We start from the raw sequence: 21,944 nt of genomic DNA, 5'->3' as shown, positions 1-21,944 counted from the left end.
TTCGATACGCAACGAGAACCGCCGAAGCTTCTGCCTTCGGCGGTTCTCGTTGCGGTTACCCCCATCGGCTATCGTTTGTAGTGCGCCCCAGCTATCGCCGGGGCGTGTGGAAGCCGAGCCTGTCAGGCCGCGGGAGTGGCCGTGATGGGGCGATGGCTGGCCATCAGCCCGTAATAGAACAGGCCGCCGAGCGCGGCGCCCATCATCCAGCCGTAGCCGCCAAGGCCGGAGAGTGCCGGCACGACAACGGTGGATACCGAGAACAGCGCGGCGCCGCCGAACGCCGCGAGGGCACGTGAGTTCCAACCCTTCACGTAGTAGTAGGCGCTGCCCGGCTCGGAGGAGAACAGCTGCTGCATGTCGAGGTGCTGACGCTTTACCAGATAGTAGTCCACCACGATGATGCCGTAGAAGGGGGCCACGACGGCGCCAAGCGCATTGACGAAGCCGGGCACGCCGATCTGGCTGATCAGCGAGACCCACAGCGCACCGACGAAGAAGGCCACGATGGCAGTGATCAGACCGCCCACCTTGAAACTGATCTTGCTGGGGAACAGATTGGCCAGATCATAGGCCGGCGGAATGAAGTTGGCGACCAGGTTGATGCCGACGGTGGCGGCGAAGAAGGTCAACGCAGCGATGATGGTCAGCGGCAGCGAATCGACCCGCTCGACGATATCCGCAGGGTTGGTCAGTGCCTCGCCGAAAAGTACCAGGGTACCGGCGGTAATGATCAGCGCGATGAAGGAGAAGAAGGCCACATTGAGCGGCAGTCCCAGCAGGTTGCCGAGCTTCATCTGGCGCTCGGTCCTGACGAAGCGAGTGAAGTCGCCGAAGTTGATCACCACCGCGGCGAAGTAGGCCACCATGGTGCCGACGATGGCCAGGAAGGCCGCCACCGAGCTGCCGCTGCGCTCGCCATCGGCACTGAAGATGGTGTCGATGGCGGGCAGCAGCTCGTCGCCGGCCTGGTACCAGACCACGATCATCAGCGCCACCATCACCACGTAGACCAGCGGTCCCGCCCAGTTGAGGAAGTGCTTGATGCGCTCGATGCCGGACCAGAAGATCGCGATCTGGAACAGCCAGACGATCACGAACGAGACCCAGGCGACGCCGGAGAGGCCGAGGAAGGTGCTGCCATCGCCGGCACCGACGAATGCCGTAATCAACAGTGCCACCGCGGTGGAGGCGAAGTAGGTCTGCACGCCGTACCAGAAGATGCCGATGATGGCGCGCAGCATGGCCGGCAGGTTGGCGCCGCGCACGCCCATGCTGGCACGGACCATGACCGGAAAGGGAATGCCGTACTTCACGCTGGGCTTGCCGGTGAGGTTGACCAGATACATGACGATGAAGCCTGCCAGGATGATCGCCGCCATGACCGCCCAGCCGTTGAGCCCATAGGTCAGGAACAGCGAGGCGGCCAGGGTGTAGCCGAACAGGCTCTGAATGTCGTTGGACCAGACGTTGAAGATCTCGAAGGCGCCCCAGCTGCGATCCTTGTGTTTCAGCGGGGCCAGGTCCTCGTTATATAGCGTGGGATCGATGTTCTGAATGTTCAGCTCGTTGTCTTGCATCGTCGTCACCATTGTCGTTATTAGGCAGGTTCGCCCCCCCGCCATGAGCGGGAGGGCGAAGCAGGGGCGCGCGGAACTACTGGCGGAAGCGCTGGCAGGGGGCCCAGTGCTTCATCAGCAGATAGTAGGTCAGGCCTGCCGGGACCAGGCTGGCGTACCAGGAGACGGCGGAGAAGGACAACGCCGCGACGATGCCCACAGCGGTGGCGACCAGCGCCGCTTTGTTGACACCCTGGTAGGGGCCGTTCTCGTCGTAGAGCTTGCCGAGATCGAGGGTACGGCGGCGGATCAGATAATAGTCGACCACCAGGATGGCAAAGATCGGGCCGAGGAAGGCGGAATAGGTCTGCACGAACAGCTGCAGGCCGGCGGCGGAATCGGGCTGCACCAGCTTCCAGGGGAAGGTGGCGAAGGCCAGCAGGCCGACGATGACCGTGGAAGTGGAGAATTTCAGCTTGAACACATCCATCAGCACATAGGTCGGCGGCACCACGTTGTTGAGCACGTTGGTAGTGACCTGGGCGAAGGCGATGAACAGCAGCGTGGTCATCAGCAGCGGCGTGTTGTCCACGGCATTGGCGAACACCTGGATCGGGTCGGCCGTGCCGGTGGCTTCGGAGACCATGTAGCCAATCAGACCCATGAACAGCGTGCAGGGAAGAATGGACATGGCATAGATGGTAGTCAGGATGCCTGGCCCGGTACCGTGCTTGTGCTCCCGTGAGTAGTCGCTGACGTTGAGCATCATGGTGCTGTAGATGCCCAGGAACAGCATGGTGGCGCCCCAGAACGGCATGCCCCATGAGCCTTCCATGGTCAGCAGGCTGGCCGAAAGTTCGTCACCGTAGCGCTGCACCGTGGCATAGAACATGTAGGTCAGCGAGGCGAGAATGAAGGCGCTGCCGATATTCTCCAGCCACTTGATGCCCTGGAAGCCCATCACCGACAGGCCGATCTGCAGGAACTGGAAGGTGATGAAGTAGAACACCAGGTTGTCGAAGCCGAACAGGGTCGCCGAGACCATGTTCAGCGCCCCGGCGCCGATCCAGCTCTGAAAGCCGTACCACACCACCGCGGGCACCGCCCGGACCAGGCCGGGCAGCCTAGTGCCGGCAAAGCCGAAGGCGCTGCGTGCCTGCACCATGAAGGGAATGCCGTACTTGTAGCCGGCGGCACCATTGATCGCCAGCGCGATGCCGATCACGAAGCAGCCAATGGCGATGGCCAGGGTTGCCTGGATCAGGTTGAGGGTGCCGACCACGCTGGAGCCCATGGCGAACGTACCGATCGACACGCAGCCACCGAACCATGCCAGGAAGTAGGAGGTACGCCCCATGATGCGGGTCTTCTGGGGCGCCAGCGACTCCTCGCCAAGCGCTTTGGAGGCGCCGGGCTCGGAGGCAGCCAAGGAGGCAGGGTCGGCCGCCGTGCTGTGTGGGTTGGTATGTTGCATGGGTCTGTCCTCGCGAGTCGTTGCTCTGTGTTGTGGTTGTGCCCGCTGCTGCTCTCGGGCTCTGTGGCGAGACGTGCTCAAGGCATGTTGTTATGAATGTCGTTGTTGGTCAGGGAATCTCAGTGTTCCGGCGTCAGGTTCGAGTACCTCTCGAAGCGACCTGTGAAGGGTTTGGGGCGCGGGAACGCCAGGTCGCCATGCTTGCTGGTGCCGAGTCCCAGGCCGACGAGGGCCTCGGCCAGCTTGACCGCGGCCGTGACGCCCTCGATCACCGGCAGGCCGACCTCGCGCGAAATGGTGTCGGTCAGGTCGGCCATGCCGCCGCAACCCAACACGATGGCGCCGATGCCATCCTCGTCGCGCGCCCGGCGGCACTCCTCGACGATGCGCGAAAGCGCCGCCGAACCGTTCTCCTCAAGGTCCAGCACGGGAATCTCCGCGGCGCGGACACGGCGACAATGGTGGCGAAACCCGTACTGCTCCAGCAGGTGTTCGGCGATGATGCCGGTGCGCGAGAGGGTGGTCACCACCGAGAACCGCGTGCTGATCAGGGTGGCGGCGTGGAAAGCCGCTTCGGCGATACCGATTACCGGGGCGCGGGTCAGCTCGCGCGCCGCCAGCAGGCCCGGGTCACCGAAACAGGCAATCACGTAGGCATCGGTGCTATCCCTTTCTCCGGCCAGCACTTCTTCCGCCACGCCAACCGCGCTGATGGCCTCGTCGAAGTGGCTCTCGATCGACACCGGGCCGTCCGCCGGCTGTGTCGCCACGATGGTGGTATCGGCGGCGGCAACGCGCCGTGCCGCTTCACCGATCTTTCGGGTCATGGCGACCGTGGTGTTGGGATTGATGATGCGTAGGCGCATGCGAACTCCGAAGTCTTCATGTGAACAATAAAAAATCTCTTTGTACACAAAATAGGCGCTGCAAGCACCGGGCGCAAGTACTTCGTTCCATCTGGCTGATCCTGAAAAAATCAATTTTATTCAATAACTTAGGATTTATTTTTCTTGATGGGGGAGGTTTCTTGTACCTAGACTTAGGTCGAAGTTGCGATAATAAAGGATTGAGTGGCGACTATTTATCTATGCAAATGTATACAATTTGTTGGATTTTCTGTGCGCTCCTGCCCGGTCTGAGCCGCAAGAAAGCGAGAATGAGAGTCAGGGGGCAGCTGGACTTGAAGCACAGTTGCAAGTGGGGGTATTTTTTGTATACAAAGTGCGAGTGCGTTCTACCATCGCCTGCACAAGGAGAAGCGAGCGCATCTTGCAGGCGTGACCCAAGTGCTGTGAAAGACCATACGAACAGTCGGCGCTTGGTTGCAGCTACGTGGGATACAGTCTATCTTATTTATTGTATACATTAGGTGTTGCGAGAGGCTGCTGAGAGCGATGCCGAGCCGCGCAACAGCAGCAAAAACAAGAGGAAGTGCTCATGAGCGTTGGCCCTGACTACCCCCGTGATCTCATCGGCTATGGCCGCAATCCGCCTCATGCCAACTGGCCGGGGCGAGCCAAGGTCGCCGTCCAGTTCGTGCTCAACTATGAAGAGGGTGGGGAGAACTGCGTCCTGCATGGTGATGCCGGCTCCGAGCAGTTCCTCTCCGAGATCATTGGCGCGCCGGCTTTTCCCGACCGCCACTTGAGCATGGAATCGATCTACGAATACGGCTCGCGTGCGGGCGTGTGGCGCATCCTGCGGGAATTCGAGCGTCGTGGCCTGCCGCTGACGGTGTTCGGGGTGGCCATGGCGCTGGAGCGCCATCCCGAGGTCGCCCACGCCTTCAAGGAGCTGGGCCACGAGATCGCTTGCCACGGCTACCGCTGGATCCATTACCAGGAGGTGCCGGAGCACGTCGAGCGCGAGCATCTGCAGCACGCCATGGAGATCTTCCAGCGTCTCTACGGCGAGAAGCCGCAGGGGTGGTACACCGGACGCGACAGCCCCAATACCCGCCGGCTGGTACTCGATGAGGGCGGCTTCCTCTACGACAGCGATAACTACGGCGACGACCTGCCGTTCTGGACCCGTGCCGCGGACAGTCAGGGCAACGAGCATGACCACCTGATCGTTCCCTACACTCTGGACAGCAACGACATGCGCTTCGCCGCGCCGCAGGGCTTCAATACCGCCGACCACTTCTTCACCTACCTGCGCGACGCCTTCGACGTGCTGTATGCCGAAGGCGAGGAGGCGCCCAAGATGCTCTCGGTGGGCATGCACTGCCGGCTGCTCGGTCGCCCCGGCCGCTTCCGCGCCCTGCAGCGCTTCCTCGACCATATCGAGGCCCACGACCGGGTGTGGGTGACACGCCGAGTGGATATCGCCAGGCACTGGATGGAGCACCATCCGGCGCCGGGTCGATAACGCCGCATCCCGACAGGACTGCTTGATGCGGGGCGCCGGGGCAGGCCGGAGAGGAGGTCCTTCGCCATGGATGGCGAAGGTAGCGCCCAGGGACGGGTTCACAGCGCCTTCTCAAAGGTCTGTCGCCGGGGTAGCCCCGAGTGCCACAAGGTTGGCCAACTTCATCGTTAAGGAACTTTCATGAGCCAACGCACCTATTATGCCCCCCACGGCGGTCATCCGCCCCAGACCCAGCTGCTCTCCGACCGGGCAGTGTTCACCGAAGCCTACGCCTTCATTCCCAAGGGCGTGATGCGCGACATCGTCACCAGCAACCTGCCGTTCTGGGAGGAGACCCGGCTGTGGGTGCTGGCGCGTCCGCTCTCCGGCTTCGCCGAGACCTTCTCGCAGTACATCATGGAAGTGGGCCCGGGTGGCGGCAGCGAGCGTCCCGAACTCGACCCCGCCGCCGAAGGCGTGCTGTTCGTGGTCGAAGGCGAGATGACCCTGACCATTGCCGGCGAGCGCCATGAGATGACTCCGGGCGGCTACGCTTTCCTGCCGCCGGGCTGCCACTGGCAGCTGCGTAACGAGTCGGATGCGCCGGTACGTTTCCACTGGGTGCGCAAAGCCTATGAGTACGTCGAGGGCATCGAGGTACCCGAGGCGTTCGTCACCAACGAGAACGACATAGCGCCCAACGAGATGCCCGATACCGAGGGACGCTGGGCCACCACTCGCTTCGTCGATCCGGCCGACGTGCGCCACGACATGCACGTCAACATCGTCACCTTCCAGCCCGGCGGGGTGATCCCCTTCGACGAGACCCACGTCATGGAGCACGGCCTCTACGTGCTCGAGGGCAAGGCGGTCTACCATCTCAATCAGGACTGGGTCGAGGTCGAGGCCGGCGACTTCATGTGGCTGCGCGCCTTCTGCCCGCAGGCGTGCTATGCCGGGGGGCCGGGGCCGTTCCGTTATCTGCTCTATAAGGACGTGAACCGCCACGCGGCGCTGCGGCTTGGTGCTCGCTAAGGCGTAGCGGACTTGCATTAGTATCACCGAGTTTTCCGAATCTCAGCGACGTGAGGGGCGCCGGGGGCAGGCCGAAGAGGAGGTCTTTTGCCAGGGATGGCAAAAGTAGCGCCCAGGGATGGGTTCACAGCGCTTCCTCGCAGGCCTGCCGCCGGAACAGCCCCGGCGATATGGGCGACTGCCGAAAAAACGAGAGGCTGACATGCTGGATCTCAAAGCCGAGCCGCTGACGCCGGAGGCCTTCGCGCCCTTCGGCGACGTCATCGATACGCGCACGGCGGACTACTTTCACATCAACGCCGGGCGTACCCGGCGCTACCACGACCTGGCCAGGGTCGAGACCCTGGGCGAGCAGGCGAGGGCGCTGATCAGCATCTTCGTCAGCCAGCCGGTCTCGATCCCGCTGGAGCTCGATTTCCTCGAGCGCCACCCCCAAGGCAGCCAGGCCTTCATGCCGCTGCACGAGGAGCGCTTCGTGATCGTGGTGGCGCCACCCGGCGAGACCATCGACCCGGCCGAGGTTCGCGCCTTCGTCACCGATGGCCGTCAGGGTGTCAACTATCGCGCCGGTACCTGGCATGCCATCCAGTCGGTGCTGGAGCGGGAGGGTGAGTTCCTGGTCGTCGATCGCGGCGGCGAGGGCAATAACTGCGACGAGTACCCGCTGGCGATACGCGTCACGCTCTAAGCTTTCGGTCTAGAGTTTCCCAGGTTGCTGTTTTGGCCTGGGTTTTTTGTGCCTTATTGATTTTATAAAAATATTTTCCAGAAAATGTTGACGCGGTGCGTGTCGGCTCCTAATCTCGTAATACAGAAATATTTTCCAAAAACAATCCGATCGCCACTCACGGGAGGAACCGTCATGGCTCGAATGACAGCAGCAGAGGCCGCCGTTCACGTGCTCCGCAAGGAGGGAATCGACGTTGCCTTCGGCGTGCCCGGTGCCGCCATCAACCCGTTCTACGCTGCCCTGCGCAAGGTCGGTGGCGTCGACCATGTGCTGGCCCGCCACGTCGAGGGGGCATCGCACATGGCTGAGGGATATACCCGTACCCAGGCCGGTAATATCGGGGTGTGCATCGGCACGTCGGGCCCCGCCGGCACCGACATGATCACCGGGCTCTACTCGGCCAGCGCGGATTCCATCCCGATCCTGTGCATCACCGGCCAGGCGCCGCGTGCCAAGCTGCACAAGGAGGACTTCCAGGCCGTCGACATCCAGGCCATCGCCGGGCCGGTGACCAAGTGGGCGGTGACCGTACTGGAGCCGGCCCAGGTGCCGCGCGCCTTCCAGCAGGCTTTCCAACTGATGCGCAGCTCGCGCCCGGGCCCGGTGCTGATCGACCTGCCTATCGACGTGCAGATGAGCGAGATCGAGTTCGACCCGGACACCTACGAACCGCTGCCGGCCTACAAGCCCTGCGCCTCACGGGCCCAGGTGGAGAAGGCCATGGCCATGCTCGACGAAGCCGAGCGTCCGCTGCTGGTTGCCGGAGGTGGCATCATCAATGCCGATGCCAGCGAACTGCTGGTCGAGTTCGCCGAGCTTACCGGCGTGCCGGTCATCCCCACCCTGATGGGTTGGGGCAGCATCGCCGACGACCATCCGTTGATGGCCGGCATGGTGGGACTGCAGACCTCACATCGCTACGGTAACGCCACGCTGCTCGAGTCCGACTTCGTGATGGGTATCGGTAACCGCTGGGCCAACCGCCATACCGGTAACCTCGAGACCTATACCAAGGGGCGCAAGTTCGTCCACGTCGACATCGAGCCGACCCAGATCGGTCGCATCTTCGGCCCCGACTACGGCATCGTGTCCGACGCCAAGGCAGCTCTCGAGCTGTTCGTCGAGGTGGCCCGCGAGCGCAAGGCGGCAGGCACGCTCAAGAATCGCAGCGCCTGGGCCGAGTCCTGCCAGGAGCGCAAGCGCACCCTGCTGCGCAAGACCCACTTCGATGACGTGCCGGTGAAGCCGCAGCGGGTCTACGAGGAGATGAACAAGGTGTTCTGCAAGAACACCCGCTACGTCAGCACCATCGGCCTGTCGCAGATCGCCGGCGCCCAGTTCCTGCACGTCTACAAGCCGCGCCACTGGATCAACTGCGGTCAGGCTGGTCCGCTGGGCTGGACCATTCCCGCCGCGCTGGGCGTGTGCAAGGCCGACCCGGACGCCGAGGTGGTGGCGCTTTCCGGCGACTACGACTTCCAGTTCATGGTCGAGGAGCTCGCCGCCGGCGCCCAGTTCAAGCTGCCCTATATCCACGTGCTGGTGAACAACTCCTACCTGGGGTTGATCCGTCAGGCCCAGCGCGGCTTCGAAATGGACTACTGCGTGCAGCTCTCGTTCGAAAACATCAACTGCCCCGAGATCAACGAGTACGGCGTCGATCACGTCTCGGTGGCGGAGGGGCTGGGCTGCAAGGCGCTGCGCGTCACCCGGCCCGAGGAAATCGCCCCGGCGCTGGAAGAGGCCAAGCGGCTTAAGGCCGAGCACCGGGTACCGGTGGTGGTCGAGGTGATTCTTGAGCGGGTGACCAACATCGCCATGGGCACCGACCTCGACGGCGTCAACGAATTCGAGGCGCTGGCCGAGAACCGCGAGGATGCGCCGACCTCGATCGCGGCGCTCACCTAACGCCTTGCGCTGCGTCATCGTGGGGACGGTGACGCGGCAACGTTCCATACTCGACAACACAAATAGAGGGAGACCCAACATGCCCAAGTTTGCCGCCAACCTCAGCATGCTGTTCACCGAGGAGGATTTCCTCGACCGCTTCAAGGCCGCCGCCGAGGCGGGCTTCAAGGGGGTGGAATATCTCTTTCCCTACGATTACCCCGCCACCGAGATCAAGGCGCGTCTCGACGAGCACGGCCTTACCCAGGTGCTGCACAACCTGCCGGCGGGCGACTGGGGTGCCGGCGAGCGCGGCATCGCCTGCCACCCGGATCGCGTCGAGGAGTTTCGTGCCGGTGTGGAGAAGGCCATCGACTACGCCACCGCGATCGGCTGCAAGCAGGTCAACTGCCTGGCCGGCATCCAGCCGCAGGGGGTGAGCCTGGAGCAGGCGCGGCGCACCCTGGTGGAGAACCTGCGCTACGCTGCGGAGAAGCTCGAAGCCGCCGGCATCCTGCTGCTCGCAGAGCCGATCAATACTCGCGACATTCCCGGGTTCTTCCTCAACCGCACCGAGCAGGCCCTGGCGATCTTCGACGAGGTGGGCAGCAATAACCTCAAGCTGCAGTACGACATCTACCATATGCAGATCATGGAGGGCGACCTGGCGCCGACCATCGAGAAGCACCTGGAGCGCATCGCCCACGTGCAGCTGGCCGACAACCCGGGGCGCCACGAGCCGGGCACCGGCGAGATCAACTACCCGTTCCTGTTCGCCCACCTCGACCGGTTGGGCTACGACGGCTGGATCGGCTGCGAGTACAAGCCGGCCACGACAACCCAAGAAGGTCTGGGCTGGCTCGATCGGTCATAGAGGCTAGCGGGAGCAGGCAACGGAGCAGGGCGCGGGGCGTCGGCGACCGGTCTGCGAGGAGGCGCTGTGAACCCATCCCTGGGCGCTACTTTTGCCATCCATGGCAAAAGACCTCCTCTTCGACCGGTCCCCTTCCGCCCGACGACGGCTCAGCCCCGAGTGGCGACGATGTCTGCAACAGCCGTCGGGTAGTTTGAAACGTCAAAGACAAGCTGAAAGGAGAACCATCATGAGCAAGATCGGTTTTATTGGCCTTGGCATCATGGGCCGTCCCATGGCGGGGCATCTGCTGGATGCCGGCCACGAACTCATCACCGTCAAGCGCGGCACGCTGGATGCCACCTTGGCCGAGAAAGGCATGCGCGAGCTCGACAGCCCCCGCGCCGTGGCCGAGCAGGCCGAGGTGGTCATCACCATGGTGCCGGATACCCCCGACGTCGAGCAGGTGCTGTTCGGCGAGGACGGCGTCGCCGAGGGGCTCAAGCCGGGCACCCTGGTCATCGACATGAGCTCCATCGCGCCCATTGCCACCCAGGGCTTCGCCAAGCGCATCCATGAAGCCGGCGGTGAGTACGTCGATGCGCCGGTTTCCGGCGGCGAGGGCGGCGCCATCAACGCGGCGCTGACGATCATGGTCGGCGCTACCGAAGAGGGCTTTTCACGTGCCAAGCCGCTCCTCGAGGTGATGGGCAAGACCATCACGCACATCGGCGGCCACGGTGCCGGCCAGACCTGCAAGGTGGCCAACCAGATCGTGGTGGCACTCACCATCGAGGCGGTGGCCGAGGGCCTGCTGTTCGCCTCGAAGGCGGGCGCCGACGTGGCCAAGGTGCGCGAGTCGCTGCTCGGCGGCCTGGCCCAGTCGAAGATCCTCGACGTGCACGGTGAGCGCATGCTCAAGCGCACCTTCGACCCGGGCTTCAAGATCAAGCTGCACCAGAAGGATCTCAACCTGGCGCTCGAAGGGGCACGCAGCCTCAACCTGGCGCTGCCCGGTACCGCCAATGCCCAGCAGCTGTTCCAGGCCTGTGCCGCGCATGGCGGAGAGGAGTGGGATCACGCCGGTATCCTGCGCGCGCTGGAGTCGCTGGCCGGCCATGAGGTAGGTAGCTGACAGTCACCAACGAGGAGGTGCTATTCGGTCCGCCAGTCGCGCAGACGGTAGGCCAAATTTCCCTCCGGCGGGCGTCGGTTCGGCGCTCGCCAACCGGCCGTACCCTGTACGGCTTTACCCGGCGGCGGGATCCCCGGCTGGACCCCGCCCGCCGTCGGGCTTTTTTCTGCCCCTTCCGGCTGTTAACGTCGAAGCCTGTCGCCTGCGAGGTGTGCCAAGAATGACTTCTGTACTCCCATCCTTCGATCCTGAATGGGACGTGGCGGACTGGCTGCGCCGGCTCGCCGATGTGGCCGTGACCGCCGTACATCCCGATTCCCTGGTCGCCGACCTGCTTCCCGATCCGCCTGCGGGGCGTACCGTGGTGGTGGGGGCCGGCAAGGCGGCCGCTTCCATGGCCGCGGCGCTGGAGCGCGCCTGGCAGTCGCGCTGTCCCAACGCACCGCTCACCGGCCTGGTGGTCACGCGCTATGGCCACGGTGCCGACTGCGACGTGATCGAGGTACTGGAGGCCTCTCACCCGATGCCTGACGATCTGGGCGAAAAGGCGGCCCGTCGCATGCTCGAGGCAGTCACGGACCTGGGTGAGGACGACCGCGTGATCGCGCTGATCTCCGGCGGCGGTTCGGCGCTGATGACGCTGCCGGCCGAGGGCATTTCGCTTGCCGACAAGCAGGCCATCAACCGCGAGCTGCTGCGCTGCGGAGCGCCGATTGGGCAGATGAACACCGTGCGTCGTCATCTTTCGGCGATCAAGGGCGGTCGCCTCGCGGCGGCGGCACATCCCGCCCAGGTGGTGACCTGGCTGATTTCCGACATTCCCGGCGATGTGGCCACCCAGATCGCCTCGGGGCCGACCCTGCCGGATCGTTCGACCCCGGCCGATGCCTTGGCGGTACTCGAGCGCTACGCGATAGCGATACCTGCTCATGTGCGCCAGCATCTCGAGCGGGATCGCTCTGCTCCCTCGCCCGAAGACAAGGCGTTTGAGCGTGATGACAGCGTAACCCTGGCGCGAGCCCGCGACGCCCTGGAAGCCGCCAGGAACGCGGCGGAGGAGGCAGGCGTGCTGGTACGTGTGCTGGGCGACGACCTGGAGGGCGAGGCCCGTGAACTGGGGCGGGACCAGGCGCGCATGGCACTCGAGGCGCGCGATGAGATCGCTTCGCCACTGCTGATCCTGTCCGGCGGCGAGACCAGCGTCACCGTTCGTGGTGACGGGCGTGGCGGGCGCAACGTCGAGTACCTGTTGGGGCTGTTCGAAGCGCTGCAAGGTGCTCCAGGCATCCATGCCCTGGCCATCGATACCGACGGCATCGATGGCTCCGAGGACAACGCCGGCGCGCTGTTCTCGCCGGACGACTGGCCCCGCGCCAAGGAACAAGGCCTCGACCCCGCCGATTACCTGTCACGCAACGACGCGTATACTTTCTTCCAGGCATTGGATCGACTCATCGTCACCGGGCCGACCCGTACCAATGTCAACGACTTCCGTGCCATTCTGGTCTTGCCGAGGACACCATGACGCTTCCGCCACACGCTCCCATTCACGACCCCATCCGCCGTACCAAGATCGTCGCCACCCTGGGGCCGGCCAGCGACCGCGAGGGCGTGCTGGAGGCAATGATCCGCACCGGCGTCGACGTGGTGCGCCTCAACTTCTCCCACGGCAGCGCCGCCGACCACCGCCGCCGGTTGATCGCCGTGCGCCAGATCGCCGAGCGCCTGGGCAGGAGCGTGGCCGCCCTGGGCGACCTGCAGGGGCCCAAGATCCGCATCGCCCGCTTCCGCGACGGCGCGGTGGTGCTCGAAGAGGGCCAGCCCTTCGTCCTCGACATGGGCATGGACACCGAGGCCGGCGACGCCAGCCGCGTCGGCTGCGAGTACACCCAGCTGGCCGACGACGTCACCGCCGGCGACCGCCTGCTGCTCGACGACGGCCGCCTGGTACTGACGGTGGAGCGGGTCGAGGGCCAGCAGGTCCACACCACCGTGGTCACCGGCGGCAAGCTCTCCAACAACAAGGGCATCAACAAGCAGGGCGGCGGGCTCTCGGCCCCGGCGCTCACCGACAAGGACAAGGCCGACCTCGAGACCGCCATCGAGATCGGCGTGGATTATCTCGCCGTCTCCTTCCCGCGCTCGGCCGAGGACATGCACGAGGCGCGGCGCCTGCTGGGCGAGGCGGGCCGCGAGATCGGCCTGGTGGCCAAGCTCGAGCGCGCCGAGGCGGTGGCCGACGACGCCACGCTCAACGGCATCATCGAGGCCTCCGAGGCGGTGATGGTGGCGCGCGGCGACCTCGGCGTGGAGATCGGCGACGAGAAGCTGATCGGCATGCAGAAGCGCATCATCAAGCGCGCCCGCACGCTCAACCGCGCGGTGATCACCGCGACGCAGATGATGGAGTCGATGATTACCTCGCCGCTGCCCACCCGCGCCGAGGTGTTCGACGTCGCCAACGCCGTGCTCGACGGCACCGACGCGGTGATGCTCTCAGCCGAGACCGCCGCCGGCGACTACCCGGTGGAGACCCTGGAGGCCATGCGCCGGGTATGCCTCGGCGCCGAGCGCGAGCGCGTCGCCCAGGAGTCGGGCCACCGCATCCACGAGGGCTTCTCGCGCATCGACGAGACCATCGCACTCTCCGCCATGTACGCCGCCAACCACCTCACCGGGGTGGCCGCCATCGCCTGCATGACCTCCACCGGCTATACCCCGCTGATCGCCTCGCGCATCCGCTCGGGGCTGCCCATCGTCGGGCTGGCCCACAGCCCCATCGCCCAGCGCCGCATGGCGCTCTATCGCGGGGTGGTCTCGCTGCCGTTCGACACCACGGCGATGGCGGCCAGCGAGCTCAACGACCGGGCCCTGGCGCTGCTGGTGGAACAGGGCATTGCCGAACCCGGCGATCATGTCATCCTGACCCGGGGCGACCACATGAACGCCCACGGCGGTACCAATACCTTGAAGATACTCGACGTCTCCGAGAGGCACGCCGAGACCTGAGTTTCGGGACCTGAATTTTTGTATACATAAGGTTGGCTTTCGTGTGGCCAGGATAGGCGAAACGTGCGAAGGTAAGCTCATGAACGAGGGAGACGAGGGTGACCCATGAGCACGACCTGGCAGGACGAGATCGCCGCCGAGACACGCGCCGGGAGACGGATCAGCGATCGTTTCATCGTCGACAAGGTGCGTGCTGCCGTGTTGACCCAGCGCCTGCCGCCGGGTACACGCCTGCCGGAAGTGGCGCTGGGCGAGATCTTCGGCGTCAGCCGCTCGGTGGTGCGCAAGGCGCTGACCCGGCTGGCTGCCGACCATGTCGTCAGCCAGCAGCCCAATCAGGTGGCCCGGGTGCGCGCGCCCAGCATCGAAGAGACCCGCGAGACCTTCGCCGCCCGCCGCCTGGTGGAAGGCGAGGTGGCGGCACTGCTGGCCGGGGGGAGTACTCCGACGCTGCTGGAGGAGATCGCCCTGCTGGTCGAACGTGAGGCCGAGGCCCATGCTCGTGGTGACGAACCGGCGCGCATCGAGCATTCGCTGGCCATCCATCATCTGCTCGCCGAGCACTCACCCAATCGCGTGCTCGGCGCCATGCTCACCGACCTGATCCTGCGCACTTCCATCGTCATTGCCCTGTACAAGCGCGCGGGACTCGCCAGCTGCTACCTGGCTGAGGATCATCCGGCGCTGCTTGCCCATTTGCGCAGCGGTGATGCCGAGGCCGCAAGGCGCAGCATCCACGAGCATCTTCAGGCACTCGAGGGATTGCTCGACCTGTCCATCCGTGAGACGCGTATCGACCTGATGGCGATCCTCGGGCAGGGTGAGGGAGCCCGGATGAGCCTGAGCAGGGGGTGACGTCATGCTTGCCAAGCGCATGCTTTCTGTCGTCGGGCTGACGATGCTGCTGGCCTGGCAATCGCCGGTCTGGGCCGACGTGTCGTCAGCGCTTCCGCGTGCCCCACTGGTCATCCATGTTGAGGATGAGAGCTACCGGTTGGAGGTAGAGCTGGCACGTACGGCAGCCGAACGGCGCAGGGGGCTGATGGATCGGGACCATCTCGCCGAGGATGGCGGCATGCTGTTCCTCTACGATGAGACCCAGTCAGCACAGGCAGGCTTCTGGATGTACCGCACCCGTATTGCGCTGGACATCGCCTTCCTCGACGCCGAGGGAATTGTCGTCGCCATGCACACCATGCAGCCCTGTACCTCGAGCAACCCCTATGATTGCCCGGTCACCGTGGCCGGCGCCGACTATCATGCCGCGCTGGAGGTCAATGCCGGCTACTTCGAGGCGCGTGGGATCGAGGAGGGGGCCTGCATCGTCTGGTCCGGGCGACAGGGCGGTTGCCGCTCAACGCCCTAGCAGCGCGCGGAAGCGAATCACGATCAACCCCACTCCGGCGATGACCATGGCCCCACCAACGGCGATGTGCGCATTGAGGGTCTCATCCAGCAGTACGATGCCAAGCACCACGGCGCCCGCCGGCACCAGTAGACTCAGTGGCGCCAGTCGACTCACCGGATGACGGCGCAGCAGGCCGTACCACATCCCATAGGCGACGATCGACGACATCACCGCGGTATAGAACACCGCGCCCCAGCCGAACCAGCCAGCCGTGTACAAGGCGCCCACCTGATCCTGCTCGAACCACCAGGAGCCGAGCGCCACCTGGGGCACGGCGAACAGTGCCGTCCAGCCCGCCAGTGCCATGGGGGCGAGATTGGGTCCTTTCTTGATCAGCAACTGCGAGACCGCCCAGCCGAAAGCGCTGAGCAGCAGCAATGTCATGGGCAACGGCGAAGGTAGGCTGGGGCCACCGGCGAGTACCACCACCCCGCCGAACGACAGCGCGAGGCCGGCCAGCCGTTTGGCGCTCAGTCTTTCGCCCAGGAAGATGACCGCCAGCAGGGTGGCAAAGGGGGTGCCCATCTGCACCAGCAGTGCCCCGGTGCCGGCCTCCGCCTGTCCCAGGCCGATGAACAGCAGGGCGAAGTGCAGGGTGCCGAAGGTCGCCGAGATCAGCACGAGGAAGGGCAGCTGGTGGCGCGCCACGGGATGAAAGGGCACCAGCAGGACGGCGACCAGGATGAAACGCAGGGTCGTCAGCAGCAGCGGCGGCAGCTCGGTGACGCCCAGCTTGATGACGATGATGTTCAAGGCCCAGATCGCCACGATCGCTAGGCCAAGCAGCAGGTCGCGCAGCGGCACGGTGGTTCCTCATGTCGTTGGCTCGGCCGGGTAGCGTCTTGTGCCCGTCGTCGGCCAATATCGTTAACGGGCTACCATTCAACGCGTGACATCGTAGAATGTCGAGTCGTGATGTTACATTCGTCGCTGCCCGCCAGAACGATAATCATGGCCGGTGATATCGCAGCCGGCCTCAGTCGCAAGGACACGCCATGAAATCAGCAAGCCGTATCTCCCGTATCGCCGCGGCCGTTGCCGGTGCCGCCGTGCTGACCGCTGCTCTCTCCGCCCAGGCGCGTGAACTCTCGGTCTCCACCGTGCTCTCCGATGCGTTCCCCTGGGGCCAAGCGGCGGAGAAGTGGGCCGAACTGGTGGAGGAACGTACCGGCGGAGAGCTCACCCTGCGCGTCTACCCCAACTCGCAGCTTGTCGCCGGCGACCAGACACGGGAGTTCTCGGCCATGCGTTCGGGGCTGATCGACATGGCCGTGGGCTCGACCATCAACTGGTCGCCCCAGGTTCCCGAACTCAATCTCTTCTCGTTGCCGTTCTTCATGCCTGATGAAGCGGCCGTGGACGCCGTGACCAGCGGTGCGTCCGGCGAAATGATCTTCGAAGCCATCGAGTCGCGCGGTGTGATCCCGCTAGCCTGGGGAGAGAACGGCTTTCGCCAGCTCTCCAACTCCCGCGGGCCGATCGACGAGCCCGCTGACCTCGATGGCCTGAAGATTCGCGTGGTCGGCTCGCCGCTGTTCCAGGATACCTTCACCGCGCTCGGTGCCGACCCGACCCAGATGAGCTGGGCCGATGCCAAGCCGGCGCTGACCACCGGTGCCGTGGATGGCCAGGAGAATCCGCTCTCGGTGTTCGACGTGGCGCGTATCGACCAGGTTGGCCAGCAATACCTGACGCTGTGGAACTACATGAACGATCCGCTGGTCTTCGCCGTCAATCAACAGGTTTGGGAGACGCTTTCGGAGGAGGAGCGCACGATCCTGCGCGAGACCGCCGTCGAGGCGGGGGAGTGGGAGATTGCCATGACCCGTGAGCAGGAGAGCGAGCGTCTGGCCGCCATTCAAGAGCGCGGCGTGGAGGTCACCGAGCTAACCGAGGAGCAGCATCAGGCGTTCGTCAACGCGACCCAGAGCGTGCACGAAAAGTGGACCCCGCGTATCGGCGAGGAACTGGTCGATGCCGCGCGTGAGGCCATCGAGTCGCGCTGAGACCCTAGTGGTACAACAAGCCTGATCCCGGCGTCTTCCACGACGCCGGGCCTGTGACCGCGAGGCTGCGATGAAATTCTCCCCCGACGCCAGGCCGGAGCGCTGGCTGGGCGCACTGGCGCTGGCGATCATTTCGCTGATCAGCCTGGGCAATGTCGTGACGCGCTACGTGACCGGTGGCTCACTGGCCTTTACCGAGGAGTTCTCGGTGTTTCTGCTGGTGGTGTTGACCTTCACCGGCGCTTCGGTAGCGCTGCGGCGAAACGGCCATATCCGCATCGGGATGCTCGAGCGTGCGCTGCCGGACGTGCCGCGCCGGGTGCTGATCCTGTTTCAGGGCTTGTGTACCGCCGTCGTGCTGGGCTTGATCATCTGGTACGGCGCCAAGTTGACCTGGCAGGAGTACCAGTGGGAATCGCTGTCGCCGGGACTCGGTCTGCCCCAGTGGTGGTACTTGGCGTGGCTGCCACTGTTGACGACGGCGATGTTGGTTCGGCTGGTACAGCAGACCGTCGACCGCCTGCGCGGGAGGCTCGACGATGAACCCTGACCTGTGGATGATTCTGGCCTTCGCCGGGCTGCTGGTCGCCGGTGTGCCGGTGGCTTTTTCGCTGGCGCTGGCCGGTGCGGTGGGCATTCTCTCGGGCCTCTCGCCGGCAATGCTGGCCACGCTCGGTACCAATACCTACAACAGCATTGCCAAGTACCCGTTGATTGCCATTCCGCTGTTCATTCTCACCGGCCTGATCTTCGAGCGAGCCGGGGTGGCGCTGCGCCTGGTGCGCTTCGCCCAGGCGCTGATCGGTCCCCGTCACGGCGGCCTGGCCCTGGTGGCGGTACTGGTATGCATGATCATGGGCGGCATGAGCGGCTCCGGTCCGGCGGATGCTGCGGCAGTGGCCATGGTGATGCTGCCGAGCATGACCAAGGCGGGCTACCCCAGGCCTTTTTCGGCCACGCTGATCGCCGCTTCCGCCTCCACGGCGATCCTGATCCCGCCCTCGGTGGCGTTGATTCTCTACTCCATCGTGGTGCCCGGGGTCGACCTGCGGGCCCTGTTCGCGGCCGGGCTCTTCCCCGGCGTGCTGGCTGGCTTGGCATTACTGCTGCCGGCGCTGGTGGTCTCCCGGCGCTACGGCTGGGAGGGGGGCACGCCCGGGGAGAGGGCTGAACGCCTCGCAGTGGGCGAGACCTTCAAGCAGGCGCTGCCGGCGCTGTTCGCTCCGGTACTGATCCTCGGCGGGCTGCGCTCGGGGCTGTTCACGCCGACCGAGGCGGCCGTGGTGGCGGTAGCTTACGGTGCCATGGTGGGGCTGTTGCTGACCCGTGAGATCGGCTTGCGCGATCTGTGGAATCTGCTCGGCGAGGCGGCGGTCATCTCCGGCGTGGTGATGCTGATCATCGCCCTGGCCGGCATCTTCGCCTGGGCCGGCACCATGCTTGGAACCTTCCGCCACCTGGCGGAGTGGGTCATCGGCCTGTCAGACAACGGCGCGTTGCTGCTGATCCTGGTCATGCTGGCGGTGCTACTGGCGGGGATGCTGCTCGATGCCATCTCGATCTATCTGATCATGATGCCGATCCTCATTCCCGTGATGCAGCACTTCGGCTGGAACCCGGTGTGGTTCGGCATTCTCCTGGCGATGAACATCGCCATCGGCCAGTTTACCCCGCCGGTAGCAGTCAACCTGATGGTAACCACCGAGATTGCCAGGATCCGTCTAGAGCAGACCCTGGGCTGGGCACTGCTGTTCGTACTTGCCATGGCCAGTGCCCTGGCGCTGGTGGCGATCTTTCCGCAGATTGCGCTGTGGTTACCGAGGACACTCGGCTACAACGTCTGATCCAGGATGCGCTGGAAAACCTGAGTGCTGCCGGCATCGAACAGCACGAAGCGCACCTTTTCAATGCCTGGGCAGCGCGGCAGCGTCTCGCGAACCGTGGCGAGGGCGATCCGGGCCGCTTCCTCGAGGGGGTAGCCGAAGGCGCCAGCCGACAGGGCCGGGAAGGCAACGCTGGCTAGCCCATGGCGTTCGGCCAGCTCGAGTGCGTTGCGATAGCAGGCGGCGAGCAGTTCCGCTTCCGGCGTGTCGCGGCCGTATACCGGTCCCAGGCAGTGGATGACGTAGCGGTTGGGCAGGCCGAAGGCCTCGGTGAGCACCGCCTGGCCCGGCACGATCGGCGCCAGCGGGCGGCAGGCCTGCTCCAGCTCCGGCCCGGCCATCCGGTGCAGGGCGCCGGCCACGCCCCCGCCGGGGCGCAGTTCGGCGTTGGCGGCATTGACCACGGCATCCATGTCGGACTGCCGGGCGATATCTCCCTGGCGGCACTCCAGTTGGCCTGTCATGGGCGGTCTCCTCTTGCCTGAGCCTTGAGTGTGGCGGTATGAAGCGCCGATGTCCAAGGCGCGCCGCCATGCGAGAAGCTGCGGCATCGTGCCGTATTTGAGCGATGTCATTACGGTTATATGGTTATATTAATCTTATGACGGAGGCGAACGATGTCGATTGCTCCGCGCTACGCGCCGCTGACTTTTGCACTGCTCATGTCGATCTACATGGTGACGCTGATGACTTTCGTCATCACGTGGGTCAATACCGGACTCGATGCTGAGTTTCTTGCACGCTGGTGGCGCGCCTTTTATATCGCCTGGCCGATAGCCTTTGCCCTCATCCTGCTCGGAGCGCCGCGCCTCCAGCGGCTGGTGGGGCGTCTGGTGCGTAAGGACTAGACGAGGCCGGACGAGACGCTGCGTAACGTTTTTGCTATTTTCCGCGACATTCGTTGCAAAAGGCTGCGAAAACTTGCAACTCGCCTGTCTAGGCGGTACCAATGTGCTCCCCCCCGATAAGCCACGGCTCGCCGACTCCCGCTTGGCGTGTCGGCGTTGCTGCGCCGCAATGCAGGGTTGCCGGCCATGGCCCACGACAATAGGAGGAGACATGAACCAGCATGTGAATCTCGATCTCGGCAACGCTGGGGTCGAGGCCATCGAGGCCCGCCAATTCAAGGTCTATACCCATCGCCAGTTGGACAAGATCGAGGCGATCCAGCGTCTGCCTGACGACCTGCGTTTCGACATGCGGGTGGTCAGCCAGGTGCTGCCGTTTCGTGTCAACGAATACGTCATCGAGGAGCTGATCGATTGGGACGATGTGCCGGCCGATCCCATCTTCCAGCTCACTTTCCCCCAGCGCGGCATGCTGCTGCCCGAGCATTACGCTGAGGTTGCCGAACTGGTTCGCCGCGACGCCGGCGCCGACGAAATGAAGCCGGTCATCGAGCGCATTCGTGCCGAACTCAATCCGCACCCGGCGGGGCAGATGGACCTCAATCTGCCATTGCTCGATGGCGAGCCGCTCCCCGGCATGCAGCACAAGTATCGCGAGACCGTGCTGTTTTTCCCCAGCCAGGGACAGGTATGCCATAGCTATTGCACCTTCTGCTTCCGCTGGGCGCAGTTCGTCGGCGACAAGGATCTCAAGTTCGCCTCCAGCGAGGCGGATTCCCTGCACCGCTACCTGGCCGAGCATACCGAGGTGACCGACCTGTTGATGACCGGTGGCGACCCGATGGTGATGAAGGCCAAGCATCTGCGCATGTATCTGGAAGGGTTGATGGCGCCTGAGCTGGACCACGTACAGGACATTCGCATCGGCTCCAAGAGCCTGACCTTCTGGCCTTATCGCTTCGTCACCGACCCGGATGCCGAAGACATCCTGGCGCTGTTTCGTGAACTGACCGTCGCCGGCAAGCATGTGGCCTTCATGGCACATTTCAACCACTGGAAGGAGATGGACACCCCCATCTGCCGTGAGGCGATCCGCCGCATTCGTGCCACCGGGGCCGAAATCCGCACCCAGGCGCCACTGCTCAAGCACATCAACGACGATGCCGAGCAGTGGGCGCGCATGTGGACCACCCAGGTTCGCCTGGGCATGATCCCCTATTACATGTTCGTGGAGCGCGATACCGGCGCCCGCCACTATTTCGAAGTGCCGCTGGTGCGCGCCTGGGAGATCTACCGTGAGGCGATGAAACAGGTGCCGGGGCTGGCGCGCACCGCCCGCGGACCGTCGATGTCCGCCGATCCGGGCAAGGTCGAGATACAGGGTGTGGCCGAGATCCGCGGCGAGAAGGTCTTCGTGCTGCGCTTCATCCAGGGCCGTGACAGTGACTGGGTGCAGCAGCCGTTCTTTGCCAGGTACGACGAGGCCGCCACCTGGCTCAATCACCTGAAACCGGCACTGGGAGAGAGCGAGTTCTTCTTCGAGGCCGGCTTCGCCGCGATGAAGGAGGAGAAGCAGGCGCTGATCATGACGGCATCCTGAGAGCTTTCGTCGAGCGGCCTCGCCTGCTTCCGCCAGTCGGCGGGCTTGCCGGCGCGAAGGATTAAGGGGCTCATGGGGCATGCATATGAGGAATTAACGCACACTTAACGGAAAGTCGGACTAAACTTAGTCGAATGGAAAAAGACCCATCATCCCGACGTTTTTTTC

The 21,944-nt window shown here is 64.5% G+C and carries 20 protein-coding genes; 15 read left to right on the top strand and 5 right to left on the bottom strand.

Annotated features, from left to right (window positions below; genetic code table 11):
- Positions 1 to 122: 122 nt before the first annotated feature.
- The 3 genes from KPL81_RS02050 to KPL81_RS02040 all read right to left on the bottom strand — a co-directional run bounded on the left by KPL81_RS02050 (position 123) and on the right by KPL81_RS02040 (position 3,899).
- Complete coding sequence (locus KPL81_RS02050) at positions 123 to 1,580, bottom strand: NCS1 family nucleobase:cation symporter-1 (RefSeq protein WP_219790472.1); 1,458 nt, start codon at positions 1,578 to 1,580, stop codon at positions 123 to 125.
- A 76-nt stretch (positions 1,581 to 1,656) separates the two neighbouring features.
- On the bottom strand, positions 1,657 to 3,033 hold the full coding sequence (locus KPL81_RS02045) for an NCS1 family transporter (protein ID WP_240549010.1): 1,377 nt from the start codon (positions 3,031 to 3,033) through the stop codon (positions 1,657 to 1,659).
- A gap of 119 nt (positions 3,034 to 3,152) precedes the next feature.
- On the bottom strand, positions 3,153 to 3,899 hold the full coding sequence (locus tag KPL81_RS02040; protein ID WP_209473730.1) for an aspartate/glutamate racemase family protein: 747 nt from the start codon (positions 3,897 to 3,899) through the stop codon (positions 3,153 to 3,155).
- A 571-nt stretch (positions 3,900 to 4,470) separates the two neighbouring features.
- Between KPL81_RS02040 and puuE the strand changes: the two genes are divergently transcribed.
- The 10 genes from puuE (at position 4,471) to KPL81_RS01990 (ending at position 15,397) form a co-directional block, all read left to right on the top strand.
- A complete protein-coding gene (puuE, locus tag KPL81_RS02035; RefSeq protein ID WP_219790471.1) occupies positions 4,471 to 5,403 on the top strand; it encodes an allantoinase PuuE in 933 nt (310 codons plus the stop codon).
- Between the two features lie 180 nt (positions 5,404 to 5,583).
- Complete coding sequence (locus KPL81_RS02030; RefSeq protein ID WP_219790470.1) at positions 5,584 to 6,417, top strand: bifunctional allantoicase/(S)-ureidoglycine aminohydrolase; 834 nt, start codon at positions 5,584 to 5,586, stop codon at positions 6,415 to 6,417.
- A gap of 202 nt (positions 6,418 to 6,619) precedes the next feature.
- Positions 6,620 to 7,105: an ureidoglycolate lyase gene (locus tag KPL81_RS02025; RefSeq protein WP_209473727.1), complete on the top strand. Its 486-nt coding sequence runs from the start codon at positions 6,620 to 6,622 to the stop codon at positions 7,103 to 7,105.
- 174 nt (positions 7,106 to 7,279) lie between these two features.
- Complete coding sequence (gcl, locus tag KPL81_RS02020; protein WP_219790469.1) at positions 7,280 to 9,055, top strand: glyoxylate carboligase; 1,776 nt, start codon at positions 7,280 to 7,282, stop codon at positions 9,053 to 9,055.
- A gap of 79 nt (positions 9,056 to 9,134) precedes the next feature.
- Positions 9,135 to 9,908: a hydroxypyruvate isomerase gene (gene hyi, locus KPL81_RS02015; protein ID WP_219790468.1), complete on the top strand. Its 774-nt coding sequence runs from the start codon at positions 9,135 to 9,137 to the stop codon at positions 9,906 to 9,908.
- A 100-nt stretch (positions 9,909 to 10,008) separates the two neighbouring features.
- Entirely contained in the window at positions 10,009 to 11,022 is a 1,014-nt protein-coding gene (locus KPL81_RS02010) for a 2-hydroxy-3-oxopropionate reductase (RefSeq protein WP_338035582.1), read from the top strand.
- Between the two features lie 220 nt (positions 11,023 to 11,242).
- Positions 11,243 to 12,547: a glycerate kinase type-2 family protein gene (locus tag KPL81_RS02005; protein WP_219790466.1), complete on the top strand. Its 1,305-nt coding sequence runs from the start codon at positions 11,243 to 11,245 to the stop codon at positions 12,545 to 12,547.
- A complete protein-coding gene (gene pyk, locus KPL81_RS02000; RefSeq protein WP_219790465.1) occupies positions 12,544 to 14,031 on the top strand; it encodes a pyruvate kinase in 1,488 nt (495 codons plus the stop codon). The genes KPL81_RS02005 and pyk overlap by 4 nt, the downstream gene beginning before the upstream one ends.
- Positions 14,032 to 14,136: 105 nt before the next feature.
- A complete protein-coding gene (locus KPL81_RS01995; RefSeq protein ID WP_219790464.1) occupies positions 14,137 to 14,886 on the top strand; it encodes a GntR family transcriptional regulator in 750 nt (249 codons plus the stop codon).
- A gap of 4 nt (positions 14,887 to 14,890) precedes the next feature.
- Positions 14,891 to 15,397 carry a DUF192 domain-containing protein gene (locus KPL81_RS01990; RefSeq protein WP_219790463.1) on the top strand — a complete coding sequence of 169 codons (507 nt, stop codon included), beginning with the start codon at positions 14,891 to 14,893 and terminating at the stop codon, positions 15,395 to 15,397.
- Here KPL81_RS01990 and KPL81_RS01985 read toward each other — a convergent pair.
- On the bottom strand, positions 15,386 to 16,243 hold the full coding sequence (locus KPL81_RS01985) for a DMT family transporter (RefSeq protein WP_219790462.1): 858 nt from the start codon (positions 16,241 to 16,243) through the stop codon (positions 15,386 to 15,388). The two genes, KPL81_RS01990 and KPL81_RS01985, sit on opposite strands and share 12 nt — an antisense overlap.
- 191 nt (positions 16,244 to 16,434) lie before the next feature.
- Between KPL81_RS01985 and KPL81_RS01980 the strand changes: the two genes are divergently transcribed.
- The 3 genes from KPL81_RS01980 (at position 16,435) to KPL81_RS01970 (ending at position 19,289) form a co-directional block, all read left to right on the top strand.
- The gene (locus tag KPL81_RS01980; RefSeq protein ID WP_219790461.1) at positions 16,435 to 17,445 is read left to right on the top strand and encodes a DctP family TRAP transporter solute-binding subunit; all 1,011 of its coding nucleotides are present in this window, start codon (positions 16,435 to 16,437) and stop codon (positions 17,443 to 17,445) included.
- A 70-nt stretch (positions 17,446 to 17,515) separates the two neighbouring features.
- Positions 17,516 to 17,995 (top strand): TRAP transporter small permease, encoded by a 480-nt coding sequence (locus tag KPL81_RS01975; RefSeq protein WP_209473718.1) that lies wholly within the window; start codon positions 17,516 to 17,518, stop codon positions 17,993 to 17,995.
- Positions 17,985 to 19,289 (top strand): TRAP transporter large permease, encoded by a 1,305-nt coding sequence (locus KPL81_RS01970; RefSeq protein ID WP_219790460.1) that lies wholly within the window; start codon positions 17,985 to 17,987, stop codon positions 19,287 to 19,289. Before KPL81_RS01975 ends, KPL81_RS01970 begins: the two co-directional genes overlap by 11 nt.
- Here KPL81_RS01970 and KPL81_RS01965 read toward each other — a convergent pair.
- Positions 19,277 to 19,792, bottom strand: a complete 516-nt coding sequence (locus tag KPL81_RS01965) for a macro domain-containing protein (RefSeq protein WP_219790459.1) — start codon at positions 19,790 to 19,792, stop codon at positions 19,277 to 19,279. The two genes, KPL81_RS01970 and KPL81_RS01965, sit on opposite strands and share 13 nt — an antisense overlap.
- Positions 19,793 to 19,945: 153 nt before the next feature.
- Here KPL81_RS01965 and KPL81_RS01960 point away from each other — a divergent pair, with 153 nt between their 5' ends.
- A complete protein-coding gene (locus tag KPL81_RS01960; protein WP_209473715.1) occupies positions 19,946 to 20,176 on the top strand; it encodes a DUF2798 domain-containing protein in 231 nt (76 codons plus the stop codon).
- A 211-nt stretch (positions 20,177 to 20,387) separates the two neighbouring features.
- Positions 20,388 to 21,776: a KamA family radical SAM protein gene (locus KPL81_RS01955; RefSeq protein ID WP_219790458.1), complete on the top strand. Its 1,389-nt coding sequence runs from the start codon at positions 20,388 to 20,390 to the stop codon at positions 21,774 to 21,776.
- Positions 21,777 to 21,944: the final 168 nt, after the last annotated feature.

The sequence above is a fragment of the Billgrantia antri genome, assembly GCF_019430905.1.
In the GTDB taxonomy this organism is placed as follows: domain Bacteria; phylum Pseudomonadota; class Gammaproteobacteria; order Pseudomonadales; family Halomonadaceae; genus Halomonas; species Halomonas antri.
This window is presented reverse-complemented; position numbering and strand designations above follow the sequence as displayed.

Bases quoted from the DNA above. Each gene is read 5' to 3' on its own strand.
- pyk (WP_219790465.1), top strand. From the start codon at position 12,544: ATGACGCTTCCGCCACACGCTCCCATTCACGACCCCATCCGCCGTACC.
- hyi (WP_219790468.1), top strand. From the start codon at position 9,135: ATGCCCAAGTTTGCCGCCAACCTCAGCATGCTGTTCACCGAGGAGGAT.
- KPL81_RS02045 (WP_240549010.1), bottom strand. From the start codon at position 3,033: ATGCAACATACCAACCCACACAGCACGGCGGCCGACCCTGCCTCCTTG.
- KPL81_RS01990 (WP_219790463.1), top strand. From the start codon at position 14,891: ATGCTTGCCAAGCGCATGCTTTCTGTCGTCGGGCTGACGATGCTGCTG.
- KPL81_RS01970 (WP_219790460.1), top strand. From the start codon at position 17,985: ATGAACCCTGACCTGTGGATGATTCTGGCCTTCGCCGGGCTGCTGGTC.
- KPL81_RS02010 (WP_338035582.1), top strand. From the start codon at position 10,009: ATGGCAAAAGACCTCCTCTTCGACCGGTCCCCTTCCGCCCGACGACGG.
- KPL81_RS02005 (WP_219790466.1), top strand. From the start codon at position 11,243: ATGACTTCTGTACTCCCATCCTTCGATCCTGAATGGGACGTGGCGGAC.
- KPL81_RS01995 (WP_219790464.1), top strand. From the start codon at position 14,137: ATGAGCACGACCTGGCAGGACGAGATCGCCGCCGAGACACGCGCCGGG.
- KPL81_RS02030 (WP_219790470.1), top strand. From the start codon at position 5,584: ATGAGCCAACGCACCTATTATGCCCCCCACGGCGGTCATCCGCCCCAG.
- KPL81_RS02025 (WP_209473727.1), top strand. From the start codon at position 6,620: ATGCTGGATCTCAAAGCCGAGCCGCTGACGCCGGAGGCCTTCGCGCCC.
- KPL81_RS01975 (WP_209473718.1), top strand. From the start codon at position 17,516: ATGAAATTCTCCCCCGACGCCAGGCCGGAGCGCTGGCTGGGCGCACTG.
- puuE (WP_219790471.1), top strand. From the start codon at position 4,471: ATGAGCGTTGGCCCTGACTACCCCCGTGATCTCATCGGCTATGGCCGC.
- gcl (WP_219790469.1), top strand. From the start codon at position 7,280: ATGGCTCGAATGACAGCAGCAGAGGCCGCCGTTCACGTGCTCCGCAAG.
- KPL81_RS01955 (WP_219790458.1), top strand. From the start codon at position 20,388: ATGAACCAGCATGTGAATCTCGATCTCGGCAACGCTGGGGTCGAGGCC.
- KPL81_RS01965 (WP_219790459.1), bottom strand. From the start codon at position 19,792: ATGACAGGCCAACTGGAGTGCCGCCAGGGAGATATCGCCCGGCAGTCC.
- KPL81_RS01960 (WP_209473715.1), top strand. From the start codon at position 19,946: ATGTCGATTGCTCCGCGCTACGCGCCGCTGACTTTTGCACTGCTCATG.
- KPL81_RS02040 (WP_209473730.1), bottom strand. From the start codon at position 3,899: ATGCGCCTACGCATCATCAATCCCAACACCACGGTCGCCATGACCCGA.
- KPL81_RS01980 (WP_219790461.1), top strand. From the start codon at position 16,435: ATGAAATCAGCAAGCCGTATCTCCCGTATCGCCGCGGCCGTTGCCGGT.
- KPL81_RS02050 (WP_219790472.1), bottom strand. From the start codon at position 1,580: ATGCAAGACAACGAGCTGAACATTCAGAACATCGATCCCACGCTATAT.